Origin of the sequence: Teichococcus aerophilus (assembly GCF_014490485.1) — a bacterium.
Classification (GTDB): Bacteria; Pseudomonadota; Alphaproteobacteria; order Acetobacterales; family Acetobacteraceae; genus Pseudoroseomonas; species Pseudoroseomonas aerophila.
The window spans coordinates 18,117-31,043 of the sequence record NZ_JACTVA010000056.1; the positions used below are offsets into that span (position 1 = coordinate 18,117).

Here is a 12,927-nt window from a genome sequence, read left to right on the forward strand (position 1 = left end):
CGGATGGTCAAACGCCCTCGTCCATGCCGTTGGCCGGGTGCTGCCGGCACGGTGCGGGCGACGCGGCGGGAGGGGCAGTTCGTATGGGACAGGCCAGGGAAAGCAGCAATCTGGCGCGGCTCGTTCTGTGGGGGCTGCTGGCCGTGGCGCTGGACTTACCTGCCGCGCGGGCCGAGTCGCTGCGCTTCGAGGGCATGACGCTGGATGCGCCGGTGGGAACCGAAGGCTGGGCCCGGCAGGATACCGATAACAGCCTGGTACTGCGACGGAGCTTTCCCGCGGGCGAGGGGCGCCGGCGCGCGGGCGAGGCGATCATCATCCTCTACCGCCCCATAGCGGCCAAGGCGGGTGCGTTCCCCCAGGTCTTCGCCAAGGCCGCGCAGGGCATCGAGGCCGTGGCCCATGACCGCCGCCCGAGCCGGCGGGAAGGGCAGACCGTCAACGGCCACCCGATGCTGATGGAGCAGCGCTGCTGCGGCAATGCCCGCAACGCCTCCGTCCACACCTTCACCGTCGGTGTGAATGTGGGGGAGACCTATTACTTCCTCACCCTGGCCATGGTGAACCTGGCGCGCGAGGAGAAGCCGGCGGTGCGCGCCCGCTTCGAGGCCATGGTCCGCTCCCTCCGCCCGCGCGAGGCGGACCGGGCCTTCGTGCTGGAGCCCGCACGGGGCGATGGCGGGCTGGACGGCCTCTACACTTCAATGGACAGCGGCATCAGGCCGAACGCCTTCGGCGGCACCGACTACTACGCCACCAGCCGGGTCCTGCTGTTCGACCCCGGCGGGCTGTTCAGCCGAGCGGTGCCGATCGGTGGCGACATCGCCGCCCATTGTGCCGGGACGCCGGAGGATTGCGGCACCTACCGGCTGCGGGGCGGGCAGATCGAGATGCGGGAGGTCGCCAACGGCTTCGGCATGATGCGGACCGGGAGCGAGAGCTTCGCCCGCGACGGCGACGACCTGGAGATCGACCGCACGCGGCATTTCCGCGTCGCCCCGCTGCCGGGTGGCACGACGTTCGAGGGGAGCTGGACCTCCAGCTTCGCCTCCAGTGGCACGACGGCGCTGAGTTCGGGCAGCGTATCCTCGGTCCGCACGCTGGTGCTGGGGCGGAATGGGCGCTTCTCGCGCAGCGGCTTCAACGCTGCGTCCTTCAGTGGCGAGGCCGGCGGCAGCCGCAGTGGCGTGACGGTCGGCGGCCGGCGCCCGCTGGAACAGGGTACCTACAGGGTGGAGGGCTACCGGCTGATGCTCACCGGTTCGGAGGGTCAGGAGGAAACGCTGAGCTTCTACAAACCCGACGGCGCTTCAGATAACCTGCTGATCGTCAACGGCAGTAACTACCTGCGCGCGGGGCGGGAACGGCAGCGGTAGCGAGGCCAGAACAACGGGAAGGAATGCTCCCGGAACTCCCTATCATATGCTCATCAAGCTGCGGGGTCGTCATGCCACAGCGGTGCGCCAGAGGCCCATGCTGCTCAACGGCCCTAACCCCAGCCCGTGCGGCCCTTCATGCACACGGCTTCCCAGCCGAAACCGCCCTCCGCCTTCGGAGGCACCAAAGACTCGCAGAAAAAAAGAAGGGGGCCTGGGGGAATTCATTCCCCCAGCCTTCCACCATCGCTTCAGGCTGGCCAACCTAGAGCCGCCGTCCCCTAGCGGCGTTCCCGCTCGATCCGCCGGCGTTCCGCCTCGATGCGCTGGCGGTCGCGCTCCACCTCGCGGCGCTGGCGTTCCACCTCCTGGCGCTGGCGCTCCAGGTCCTGCCGCTGGCGCTGCTGGTCGTCCAGGCGGCGGCCGCGGTCGTCGGAGCGGCGGCGGCCGTCCTCGCGGTAGCGCCGTTCCTCTTCCTCGCGGCGGCGTTCGCTGTCCTGCCAGCGGCGGGCGTCCTCGTCCCGGCGGCGCTCTTCCTCCTGGCGCTGGCGTTGCTGGTCGTTGTTCCCACCGGTGAAATTCTGGATGGCGTTGTTGAGCAGGTCCTGCGCGGATTGCGCGGCGGCGGGCCGTGCCAGTGCGGATGCGGTGAACAGGGCGGCGGCGATGGGCAGCAGGTCCCGGCGTCTCATGGCGAATTCCTCCCTGTTATCATGGGCTTTGCCCAGGGCCCGTCCGCCGCGGAGCGATGCGGCGGGCAGGCCCTAACCTTTTGTTCGTCCGCGTGATTCACGCCCTGGGGTGATTCCACCTCCGGCGACCACGCTGCAGACGGATGACGCGCGGGGAGGGGCTGCGGTTTCCGGCAGTTACGGCCATGCTTTGATTCCGGGGCCGCTTGCCTTATCTGGGGCGGTTGAATGCGGTGGATGCTGCCGCGCCAGCCATCTGACCCTGCCGCCGGAAACCCATGACCGATACACCGCTCTCCCGTATCCGCAACTTCTCGATCATCGCCCATATCGACCATGGCAAGTCCACCCTGGCCGACCGGTTGATCCAGGCGACCGGCTCCGTCGCGCTGCGCGACATGAAGGAGCAGATGCTCGACAGCATGGAGCTGGAGCAGGAGCGCGGCATCACCATCAAGGCGGCCTCCGTGCGGCTGGACTACAAGGCGAAGGACGGCAACGACTACGTCCTGAACCTGATGGACACGCCGGGCCACGTGGATTTCGCCTACGAGGTCTCCCGCTCGCTGGCCGCCTGCGAGGGCTCGCTGCTGGTGGTCGATGCCTCCCAGGGCGTCGAGGCGCAGACGCTGGCCAACGTGTACCAGGCGATCGACGCCAACCACGAGATCGTCCCCGTCCTCAACAAGATCGACCTGCCGGCGGCCGAGCCGGAGCGGGTGAAGCAGCAGATCGAGGACGTGATCGGCCTCGATGCCTCCGATGCTGTCGAGATCAGCGCCAAGTCCGGCCTGAACATCGAGGGCGTGCTGGAAGCCATCGTCACCCGCCTGCCGGCGCCGACCGGTGACGCGAACGCGCCGCTGAAGGCGCTGCTGGTGGATAGCTGGTACGACCCGTATCTCGGCGTCATCATCCTGATCCGGGTGAAGGACGGCACCATCCGCAAGGGGCAGAAGATCCGCTTCATGGCGGAGGGCACGACCCAGACGGTGGACAGCGTCGGCGTGTTCCGCCCCAAGATGGCGCCGGTCGACTACCTCGGGCCGGGCGAGATGGGCTACCTCAACGCCGCCATCAAGACGGTGGCCGAGACCAATGTCGGCGACACCATCACCGACGACCGCAACCCGGCGGCCGAGCCGCTGGCCGGCTTCAAGCCCTCCATCCCCGTGGTGTGGTGCGGCCTGTATCCGGTCGATGCCGATGATTTCGAGAAGCTGCGCGACAGCCTCGGCAAGCTGCGGCTGAACGATTCCAGCTTCCATTTCGAGGCGGAGAGCTCCGCCGCGCTGGGCTTCGGCTTCCGCTGCGGCTTCCTCGGCCTGCTGCACCTGGAGATCATCCAGGAGCGCCTGTCGCGCGAGTTCGACCTCGACCTGATCGCGACGGCACCCTCCGTCGTCTACAAGCTCGAGATGAACAAGGGGGAGGAGCTGGAGCTCCACAACCCGGCCGATATGCCCGACCCCACCCTGATCAAGTCCATCCAGGAGCCCTGGATCAAGGCGACGATCATGGTGCCGGATGAGCATCTCGGCTCGATCCTGACGCTCTGCACCGAGCGGCGCGGCCAGCAGGTGGAGCTGACCTATGTCGGCAACCGCGCCATGGCCGTGTATCGCCTGCCGCTGAACGAGGTGGTGTTCGACTTCTACGACCGGCTGAAGTCGGTGTCGCGCGGCTATGCCAGCTTCGACTACACGATGGACGGCTATGCCGAGGGCGACCTCGTCAAGATCAGCATCATGGTCAATGCGGAGCCGGTGGACGCGCTCTCCTTCCTCGCCCACCGCAGCCAGGCCGAGCGCCGCGGCCGCAGCATCTGCGAGAAGCTGAAGGACCTGATTCCCCGCCAGTTGTTCAAGATCCCCATCCAGGCGGCGATCGGCGGCCGGGTGATCGCGCGCGAGACGATCAGCGCGATGTCGAAGGACGTGACGGCCAAGTGCTATGGCGGCGACATCAGCCGCAAGCGCAAGCTTCTGGAGAAGCAGAAGGAAGGCAAGAAGCGCATGCGGCAGTTCGGCAAGGTCGAGATCCCGCAGAGCGCCTTCATCGCCGCCCTGAAGATGGACAGCTGAGCCGGGGCAGCCGGCAGCCAGGGCGCGCGGATGCACCCCACGATCGAGTGGTATGACATCCTGCTGCTGGGCGCCGCCGTGTTCTGGCCGCTCAGCATCACGGCGCTGCTGGCGCTGGCCTGGCTGGGCTGGCGCAAGCGCCGCCACTGGGCCGGCGTGGCGCTGCTGCTGGCCAGCCTCGCCCTCACCGTCATCGTGGCGCAGGCGGCGCTGCACACCCGGTGATGCTCTCCGCGTTTCCTATTGACGGCGAGGTATCGCAAACGGTCTCATATCCGGAATAATTAAACGTCCGGGGATTTTTTGCATGATTCGTAGCCGCCGCCTTCTGGCCGCCCTGGCCTTGCCGGCCCTGTCCGCCCTGGCTGGCTGGCCCGCCAGCCCGGCCGTGGCGCAGGCCACATACCCCACCCGGTCCATCACCATCGTCGTGCCCTTCGCGGCCGGCGGGCCGACCGACACCGTCACCCGCCTGGTGGCGGAAGCGATGGGGCGTGACCTCGGCCAGCCGGTGGTGGTGGAGAATGTGGGCGGTGCCGGCGGCACGCTGGGCGCGGCGCGGGTGGCCCAGGCACGGCCGGATGGCTACAGCCTGCTGCTGCACCATATCGGCATGGGCACCACCCCCAGCCTGTACCGCCGCCTCTCCTACGACGCGGTGAATGGCTTCGATCCGATCGGCCTCGTCACCGAGGTGCCGATGACCATCATCGCCCGCAAGGACATCCCGGCGAACAACCTGCAGGAGCTGGTGGAGCTGATCCGCCGGCAGCGGCAGGAGCTGAACTACGCCAATGCCGGCATCGGCGCCGCCAGCCACCTGTGCGGCCTGCTGTTCCAGACGGCGGTGGGCGCGCCGATGACCACCGTGCCCTATCGCGGCACCGGCCCGGCCATGACCGACCTGATCGGCGGCACGGTGGACCTGATGTGCGACCAGACCACCAACACCACCGAGCATATCCGCGCCGGCGCCGTGCGCGCCTTCGCGGTGACGACGGCGCAGCGCCTGCCATCCCTGCCGGACATCCCCACCACCGCCGAGGCCGGCCTGCCGGGCATGGAAGTGACGGTGTGGCACGCCCTGTACGCCCCCAAGGGCACGCCGGAAGCGGTGGTGAACCGCCTGTCCCGCTCGCTGCAATTCGCCCTGCGGGACGAGAAGCTAGCCCAGCGCTTCGCCGACCTGGGCACCGCCCCGGTGGCGCAGGACCGCGCGACGCCCGCCGCCGCCCGCGCCTTCTGGCAGGCCGACATCGCCAAGTGGCGCCCTGTGATCGAGGCGGCGGGGCAGTACGCGGACTGACCGGCGCCGACGACGTCCGGCCGGGCACGGGGCTGCGGGAGGGGTGATGCCCCTTCCGGCCTCAGCCGGCCGGCGGCCTGACTCTCTGACCGGGGCCCGGTTTGCAGTCCCCTGTTGCGTGCCTCGGTGTGGCGTCGCACCTGCAGCGGTCGTGGCGCGGCCGCATGGCGCGCCTGGCTGGCCCGGGTGGCCTGCACCTGTCAGGTAAGCGCCTGGCCCTCCCGTCACTGACCTGCCGGGCGCTCTCAGGCACCTGGGCCTGCCTGCAACCCCCAGGCTTCCGGCGCTCCCACCCCATCGCCAGGACACCGCGGCGCGGCTTCGCTCAGCCTTGAGCCTGGGCACACGAAAAATCTTGGCCGCTCTCAGGAATGTCGACGGTGCGTTGTCAGACTTCTTGCCTACTCTCTGATACAGAGATGGGCATGTGCGGCTTTGCCCGGCCGGCCAGGGGCCGCCGGGCTGCCGGTGTGCAGCGGCGGCTGACGCGTCAGGGCATGCATGGGTGGGGGTTCGGTTCTTGGCGACAGGCCAGCCCGGCGAAGTAAGGCCGGCATGATGGATCAAGTGAGTCCGCCGGTGGCCGCGTTGCCCGCCGGGGCGGCGCATGCCCATGTCGCCACGGCCGATGCCGGCGCCGCCATCGGTACCGGCCTGCCCGGCCAGGCCACCAAGGCCGCCCCCCGCCAGGGCCAGGCCGTCCGCCGCCACCTGCTGATCCTGGCGCTGACGGCGCTGCTGCCGGTGTGGATGCTGGCCGGCTATGCCGCCTGGCGCGATGCCGAGGCGCAGCGCAGCGCCTTCATCAGCGATGCGCGGGAAGCCGCGCGCAACCTGGCCTTCGTGCTGGAGCGCGAGGTGGTGGGCCTGCGCGGGGCGCTGACGGCGCTGGGCAGCTCCCCCGCCCTGCAGGCCGGGGACTACGCCACCTTCCACGCCCAGGCGATGGCACTGCAAAGCGTCGATGGCGGCCAGATCCGCCTGACCGACATCTCCGGCCGCGCGCTGGTCGATACCAGCGTGCCCTTCGGGGAGCCGCTGGAGGCCGGCGCCGCGCCTTCCGCCCTGGCGGATGCGCCGCTGGCGGATGGGCTGTCCGGCATCCTCACCTCGGAACAGCCGGGCGTGGCGCACCAAGTGGCGCTGACGTTGGAAGTGCGCCGCCCGGGGCAGAGCGCGCTGTTCCTCAGCGTCGGTACCGACCCGCTGCGGCTGTGGCTCAGCTCGCTGCGGCGGGCAGCGCTGCCGCCGGGATGGATCGCGCTGATCGCCGATGCGGAAGGCCGCATCGTGGCGCGCGAACCCTATGACAGCAACTACGCCGGCCGCCAGCTGCCCGCCGGCAGCAGCACCCGGCAGGCGCTGGCCGGCGGCCAGGTCTCCGGCATGGGCCCCGGCCGCGCGCGGGATGGGGAGCCGCTGCTGACCGCTTGGCACCGCGTCGGCAACTCGCCCTGGCTAGTGCTGGTGGGAATGCCGCGGGACCTGCCGGACAATCTGTTCCTGGGCGCCGTGCTGCCGGTGGTGCTGGTGGGCGGTCTGGTACTGCTGCTGTTCACCGGCGGCCTGCTGTTCTGGGCAGACCGGCGCATCGCCGCGCCGCTGGCCCGCATCGGCCGGATGGCGGTCGCCTTCGGCCAGGGCGCGCCGCTGCCCGGGCTGCGCCGCGTCGGCCTGCGGGAGATCGACACGGTGGCCGAGGCGCTCTCCAGCGCCGCGCAGCGCCGCGATGCGATGGAGGCCGAGCGGCTGGAGCTCGCCGCCCGCCTGCGCACGGTGCTGGAGAGCACGACGGACGGCGTGCTGGTGCTCGATCCGCACGAGCGCATCCTCTACGTCAATGGCCGCGCCCGGGCGCAGCTGGGCGGGCAGGCGGATGCGGTGGGGCTGGTGCTGCCCATCGCCTTCCCTGGCTGGTCCGATGGCGCCTTTGCCCATGCCTGGCGCCGCGCGCGGGACGAGGGCAAGCCGCAGCGCGTCACCGCCTTCCACGGCGCGCTGGGCCGCTGGATCTCGGCCGATGCCTATCCCTCGCCGGAAGGCCTGACCATCTTCTTCCGCGACGTCAGCGCCGAGCGCGCGGCCGAGGCGGCGTTGCGGGAGAGCGAGGCCCTGCTGAAGGCGGTGCTGGACAACGTCCCCGTCGGCGTCGTGCTGGTGGAGGCGCCGTCCGGCCGCACCATCCTCTCTAACCGCCGTACGGAGGATATCCGGCGCGGCCGCCCCGTGCTCTCCCGCGCCATCGCCAGCTATGGCGAGGACTGGGAATGCTACCACCCGGACGGGCGGCGGCTGGAGAGCGTGGACAACCCGCTGGCACGGGCGCTGAGCACCGGCATGCCGGCGGTGGGCGAGTACCGCCTGCGCCGGGGCGATGGCACGTTGGGCTGGGTGCGCATCTCCAGCGCCCCGGTGCGGGATGCCAAGGGGCAGGTCAGCGGCGCCGTCGCCGCCATCGCCGACATTGATGCCGAGCGGCGCGGTGCCGAGCAGTTGCGGGAGAGCGAGCAGCGCTTCCGCATCCTGGCCGAGACCATCCCGCAGATCGTCTGGTCCGCCCAGCCGGATGGCGAGGTGGACTACGTCAACCCGCGCCTGCAGGACTTCACCGGCCTTTCCGCCAGCGCGGCGGTGCGGATGCTGGGCCATATCGTCCACCCGGACGACCAGCGGCGGGCGGAGCGGGCCTGGCGGCGCGCTCGCACCGGCGGCACCTCCTTCGCCTCCGAGCTGCGGCTGCGGCGGGCCGATGGCGGCTGGCGCTGGTGCGTCGCCCGCGCCCTGCCGGTCCGTGGCCCGACCGCCGCCGGCAGCCACGAGCCGGGGCCGATTCACCGCTGGATCGGCACCGTCACCGACGTGACCGACATGGTGGAGACGCGGGAGGCTTTGGCCCGGCAGGTCGCCGCCCACGCGGCCTCGCGCGAGGCCGCGGTGCAGGCGGCGGCGGCCCTGGCGGCCTCCGAAAGCCGCTTCCGCCGCTTCGCCGAGGCCAGCCCGGACGTGATGTGGATGACCGATGCCTCTGGCGAGATGGCCGAGTTCGTCAGCCCGGCCTTCGAGCGCATCTGGGGCGTGCCGCAGGAAGCGGTGCAGACCAACCCCCGCCTGTGGCTGGAAGCCGTGCATCCGGCGGACCAGGAGCGCGTCAGCGCCGCCTGGGCGGAATCGCGGGAGACCGGGTTGTTCGACTGCGAGTACCGCGTGGTGCGCCCGGATGGCGGCCTGCGCTGGATCCGCGATGTCGGCTTCGCCATCCTCGATGCCGGCGGCAGCGCCGGCCGGCGCGGCGGCCTGGCGCGTGACATCACCGCCGCCAAGGCCGCCGAGGCCCGCCAGGCCCTGCTGCTCGGCGAGCTGAACCACCGGGTGAAGAACACCCTGGCCACCGTGCATTCCCTGGCCATGCAGACCGCCCGCACCGCCGGCGATGCATCCGAGGCGCTGCAACGCTTCCTGACCGACTTCCAGGCACGGCTGCTGGCCCTCTCCCGCGCGCATGACCTGCTGACCGCCCGCACCTGGCGCGGCGCGACGCTGGAAGAAGCCGCCCGCGCCGCCCTGGCCCCCTGGCGCATGATGCCGGGCGGCGAGGTGGATGAGAGCCGGCTGAGCCTGTCCGGCCCCTCCGCCTGGCTGGCGCCGAAGCAGGCGCTGGGCCTGGCCCTGGCGCTGCACGAACTGGCGACCAACGCCGCCAAGCACGGCGCGCTCAGCCAGCCGGACGGGCGCATCGACGTGACCTGGGGCAGCGCCGGCGGCGAGGACGGCATGGTGGAACTGCTGTGGCAGGAATCGGGTGGCCCGCCGGTGCGGGAACCGACGCGGCGCGGCTTCGGCTCCCGCATGCTGCAGCGTGGCCTGCCGGCGGAACTGGGGCCCGGTTCGGCGGTGCTGCTGGACTATGCAGAAAGCGGTTTTGCGGCAACGATCCGCTTCCGGCCCGTGAATGGCCCGGGAGAAGAGAACTGATGAGCTTGATGAAAGAGGCCGGGCAGCGGTGACAGGACTGAAAGGGCGGCGCATTCTGGTCGTCGAGGATGAAGCGCTGATCGCCATGCTGGTGGAAGATGCGCTGCTGGATGCGGGCGCCGACGTGCTGGGGCCGGCGGCGACCGTGGAGGAAGCGATCGCGCTGTTCGAAAGCGGCCACCCCGAGGCTGCCGTCCTGGATATCAACCTGGCCGGGCAGGCCTCCACCCCCGTGGCTGACATGCTGGCCGACCACGGCGTGCCCTTCGTCGTCGCTACCGGCTACGGCGCGGCGGGACTCTCCGAACGCCACCGCGGCGTGCCGGTGTTGGCCAAGCCCTATGACCCGCAGGAACTGGTCGAGACACTGGCGCGGATCTGCCAGTAGGCCGCGTCTGGGCTTTGGTGTTGGGCAGGCCAGGGGGCGCTGCCCCCTGGACCCCCGCCGGGGTGGACAGTCCACCCCGGACCCCGCTGGGAGAAAGAGGCGGAGCCCCCGAGGTTGGACAAGCGAGGTTGGCAGGCTGGTGAAGGCATTGTGCCGCTTGCCCAGGTTGAAGGCTTCGCCGAGTTTCAGGAGCCAGTTGGGCATCGGTGCACGGACTAGGCGCAGCTTTTGCTGCGTGATCAGAGGCAATGCCCTTTCACCGGGATGCACGCTCTCAACGAGAATTATTGTATTAAAACAATAGATTAAAATGCGGCGCCCATGTGGGGTATGGCGCAGATGACGCAGCAGAATCGCACGTGTTGTTCACAGATCATCCAGCGTGCGACGATCACTCTCCAATCCGCATCCATGCTGTCCCACGCATCTCAGCAAATGGGTTTCCAAAGGCCTCAGGCCTTTGGCGGGGAGAGTTTGAGAGGGGCAGCGCCCCTCTCAAAGACCGTCTACGCAGCACCACCCCATGGCATGCAGAGGCCAGACCGAAGCAGCCCGCGATCAGCGAAAGGCGGCGAGGACCCGTTCCGGTGTCGCCGGCAGGTCCAGGCGTGATGCGCCGGTGGCGTCGCGCAGGGCGTTCCAGACGGCGGTGGCCAGCATCAGCGGTGGTTCGCCCACGGCCTTGCTGCGGAAGATGGTGTCGGCGCGGGCGGGCGCGCCTTCCAGCATGCGCACGTTGAACACCGGCGGCACGTCGCGCGAGCCGGGGATCTTGTAGGTGGAGGGGCCGAGGGTGCGCAGGCGGCCGGTGGCGTCCCACCACAGTTCCTCGCAGGTCAGCCAGCCCATGCCTTGCACGAAGGCGCCTTCGATCTGCCCGCGGTCGATGGCCGGGTTCAGGCTGCGGCCGCAATCCTGCACCATGTCGGCACGCAGCACGCGGTGCTCGCCGGTCAGCCGGTCCACCAGCACTTCGGCCACGCTGGCGCCGTAGGAGAAGTAGAAGAACGGGTGGCCCTTCATCGCCACCGGGTCCCAGTGCAGGTCGGGCGTCTTGTAGAAGCCGGTGGCGGAAAGGCCGATGCGTTGGTTCCAGCAATGCTGTGCCAACTCGCCAAAGCCCATGGCGTGGTTGCCGGCGGTGACGCGGCCTTCGGCGAAGGTGATGTCGGCCTCCGGCACGCCCCACAGCGCGGCGGCGGCGGCGGCCATGCGGGTGCGGATGGTGCTGGCGGCGATCTGCGCCGCCCAGCCGTTCAGGTCGCTGCCGGTGGAGGCGGCGGTGGGGGAAGTGTTGGGCACCTCGTCCGTGCTGGTGGCGGTGATGCGGATGCGGCCGACATCGACGCCGAACACGTCCGCCACCACCTGCGCCACCTTGATGAACAGGCCCTGGCCCATCTCCGTGCCGCCATGGTTCAGGCGGATGGAGCCATCGGTATAGACATGCACCAGCGCACCGGCCTGGTTCATGGCGACGATGCCGAAGGAGATGCCGAACGCCAGCACGAAGCTGCCGAGGCCGCGCCGCAGCGTCGGGTGGCTGGCGTTGAAGGCGTCGATCTCCGCCCGGCGGCCGTGCCAGTCCGAGAGGGTCCTGGCCTCGGCCCAGACGCGGCGGATCAGGTCGCCTTCCAGGGCCTGGCCGTAGGGGGTCTCGGCGCCGTTGGGGCCGCCGGCGAAGTTGTGCTCGCGCAGCGCCTCGACGGATCGGCCGGTGGCGCGGGCGGCGGCGTGCAGCACGTCCTCCATCAGCAGCACGCCTTGCGGGCCGCCGAAGCCGCGGAAGGCGGTGTTGCTGACCGTGTTGGTCTTGCAGGCCAGGCCGGTGATGCGCACCGCCGGCACGTCGCACGCATTCAGCGCGTGGGTGACGGCGCGCATCAGCACGCCGCCGGACAGGTCCAGGCTGTGGCCGCCATCGGCGGCGAGCGTGGCATCCAGCGCCAGCAGGCGGCCGCTGGCGTCGCAGCCGGCGCGCCAGCGGAACAGGAAGGGGTGGCGCTTGCCGGTGGCGGCCATGTCCGCCTTGCGCGCCAGGCGTAGCTTCACCGGTTGCCCGGTGGCGTGGGCCGCCAGCGCGGCGGCGGCGGCGATCCAGCTTGCGTTGCTTTCCTTGCCGCCGAAGCCACCCCCCATGCGGCGGCACTGCACGGTCAGGCGGTTGTAGTCGCAGCCCAGCACGCGGGCGGCGATGTGCTGCACCTCCGTCGGGTGCTGGGTGGAGGAATGCAGCGTCATGTCGCCATCCTCGCCGGGGATGGCCAGGGCGATCTGCCCTTCCAGGTAGAAGTGTTCCTGGCCGCCGCAGCGGAATTCGCCTTCCAGCGGCAGGGGGGCGGCGTCCAGCGCTGCCTGCCAGTCGCCGCGCGCCATCACCATCGGCGGCATTAGCAGGGACTGCGCCTCCAGCGCCTCCGCCACATCCAGCACGGGGGGCAGCGGCTCGATCAGCGGCGCCAGCGCGGCGGCGGCGGCCAGCGCCTCATCCCGCGTACGGGCGACCACCATCGCCAAGGGCTGGCCCCAATGTTCCACCACCAGGTCGGCGAACAGCACTTCCGCGGCCTTGCCACTGGGAGAGATGTCGTTGCGCCCGGGCATGTCGCGCGGGCCGAGCACGGCCACCACGCCGGGCATGGCGCGGGCTGGGGCCAGGTCCAGCGGCGCCAGCCGGCCATGCGCGATGGGGGAGAGTGCCAGCGCCGCATGCAGCAGCCCGGGCGGTTCCGGCAGATCATCGGCGAAGCGGGCCTCCCCGGTGCAGTGCTTCAGGGCGCTGTCCTGCCGCAGGGCGGCGCCCATGCCTGTGCTGTTAGCAGGGCCGGTGCTGGTAGCGGGGCCGGTGGAGCGGGCCTGGATGTTCATGGCGCGTGCACCTCCAGCCGCAGGTCTGGCCGGGCGGCGCGCCAATAGAGCCGCCGTAGCAGCCCCGCCGCGCCGGCCTGGCGATACGCGCCGCTGGCCCGCCAGTCGGAAAGCGGGGTGAAATCCCGCGCCAAGGCATCGGCGGCGGCGGCGAAGCTCTGCTCATGCAGCGGCGCGCCGGCCAGCGCGGCCTCGGCGGCGGCGGCGCGGGCCGGGGTGGCGGCCATGCCGCCGAAGGCGA

The 12,927-nt window shown here is 70.6% G+C and carries 8 protein-coding genes and 1 pseudogene; 6 read left to right on the forward strand and 3 right to left on the reverse strand.

Annotated elements, in window-relative coordinates:
* Positions 1 to 83 precede the first annotated feature (83 nt).
* On the forward strand, positions 84 to 1,376 hold the full coding sequence (locus tag IBL26_RS21630; RefSeq protein WP_187786593.1) for a hypothetical protein: 1,293 nt from the start codon (positions 84 to 86) through the stop codon (positions 1,374 to 1,376).
* Between the two features lie 281 nt (positions 1,377 to 1,657).
* Here IBL26_RS21630 and IBL26_RS21635 read toward each other — a convergent pair whose 3' ends face one another.
* Positions 1,658 to 2,068 (reverse strand): hypothetical protein, encoded by a 411-nt coding sequence (locus tag IBL26_RS21635; protein WP_187786594.1) that lies wholly within the window; start codon positions 2,066 to 2,068, stop codon positions 1,658 to 1,660.
* Positions 2,069 to 2,346: 278 nt separating this feature from the next.
* On the opposite strand from IBL26_RS21635, the gene lepA reads away from it, so the two are divergent.
* The 5 genes from lepA (at position 2,347) to IBL26_RS21660 (ending at position 9,818) form a co-directional block, all read left to right on the forward strand.
* Positions 2,347 to 4,152: a translation elongation factor 4 gene (gene lepA, locus IBL26_RS21640; RefSeq protein ID WP_187786595.1), complete on the forward strand. Its 1,806-nt coding sequence runs from the start codon at positions 2,347 to 2,349 to the stop codon at positions 4,150 to 4,152.
* 30 nt (positions 4,153 to 4,182) lie between these two features.
* Positions 4,183 to 4,377: a hypothetical protein gene (locus IBL26_RS21645; RefSeq protein ID WP_187786596.1), complete on the forward strand. Its 195-nt coding sequence runs from the start codon at positions 4,183 to 4,185 to the stop codon at positions 4,375 to 4,377.
* An 82-nt stretch (positions 4,378 to 4,459) separates the two neighbouring features.
* The gene (locus tag IBL26_RS21650; RefSeq protein ID WP_187786597.1) at positions 4,460 to 5,458 is read left to right on the forward strand and encodes a tripartite tricarboxylate transporter substrate-binding protein; all 999 of its coding nucleotides are present in this window, start codon (positions 4,460 to 4,462) and stop codon (positions 5,456 to 5,458) included.
* Between the two features lie 567 nt (positions 5,459 to 6,025).
* Positions 6,026 to 9,430, forward strand: a complete 3,405-nt coding sequence (locus tag IBL26_RS21655; protein ID WP_187786598.1) for a PAS domain S-box protein — start codon at positions 6,026 to 6,028, stop codon at positions 9,428 to 9,430.
* A 28-nt stretch (positions 9,431 to 9,458) separates the two neighbouring features.
* The gene (locus IBL26_RS21660; protein WP_367615484.1) at positions 9,459 to 9,818 is read left to right on the forward strand and encodes a response regulator; all 360 of its coding nucleotides are present in this window, start codon (positions 9,459 to 9,461) and stop codon (positions 9,816 to 9,818) included.
* 558 nt (positions 9,819 to 10,376) lie between these two features.
* Here IBL26_RS21660 and xdhB read toward each other — a convergent pair.
* Complete coding sequence (xdhB, locus tag IBL26_RS21665) at positions 10,377 to 12,686, reverse strand: xanthine dehydrogenase molybdopterin binding subunit (RefSeq protein ID WP_241749667.1); 2,310 nt, start codon at positions 12,684 to 12,686, stop codon at positions 10,377 to 10,379.
* Positions 12,683 to 12,927: pseudogene (locus IBL26_RS21670) on the reverse strand (xanthine dehydrogenase small subunit); the annotation flags it as partial. The gene xdhB and the pseudogene IBL26_RS21670, both read right to left, overlap by 4 nt.

Coding starts and splice junctions, on each gene's coding strand:
- IBL26_RS21645 (WP_187786596.1), top strand. CDS start 4,183: ATGCACCCCACGATCGAGTGGTATGACATCCTGCTGCTGGGCGCCGCC.
- IBL26_RS21635 (WP_187786594.1), bottom strand. CDS start 2,068: ATGAGACGCCGGGACCTGCTGCCCATCGCCGCCGCCCTGTTCACCGCA.
- IBL26_RS21630 (WP_187786593.1), top strand. CDS start 84: ATGGGACAGGCCAGGGAAAGCAGCAATCTGGCGCGGCTCGTTCTGTGG.
- lepA (WP_187786595.1), top strand. CDS start 2,347: ATGACCGATACACCGCTCTCCCGTATCCGCAACTTCTCGATCATCGCC.
- xdhB (WP_241749667.1), bottom strand. CDS start 12,686: ATGAACATCCAGGCCCGCTCCACCGGCCCCGCTACCAGCACCGGCCCT.
- IBL26_RS21650 (WP_187786597.1), top strand. CDS start 4,460: ATGATTCGTAGCCGCCGCCTTCTGGCCGCCCTGGCCTTGCCGGCCCTG.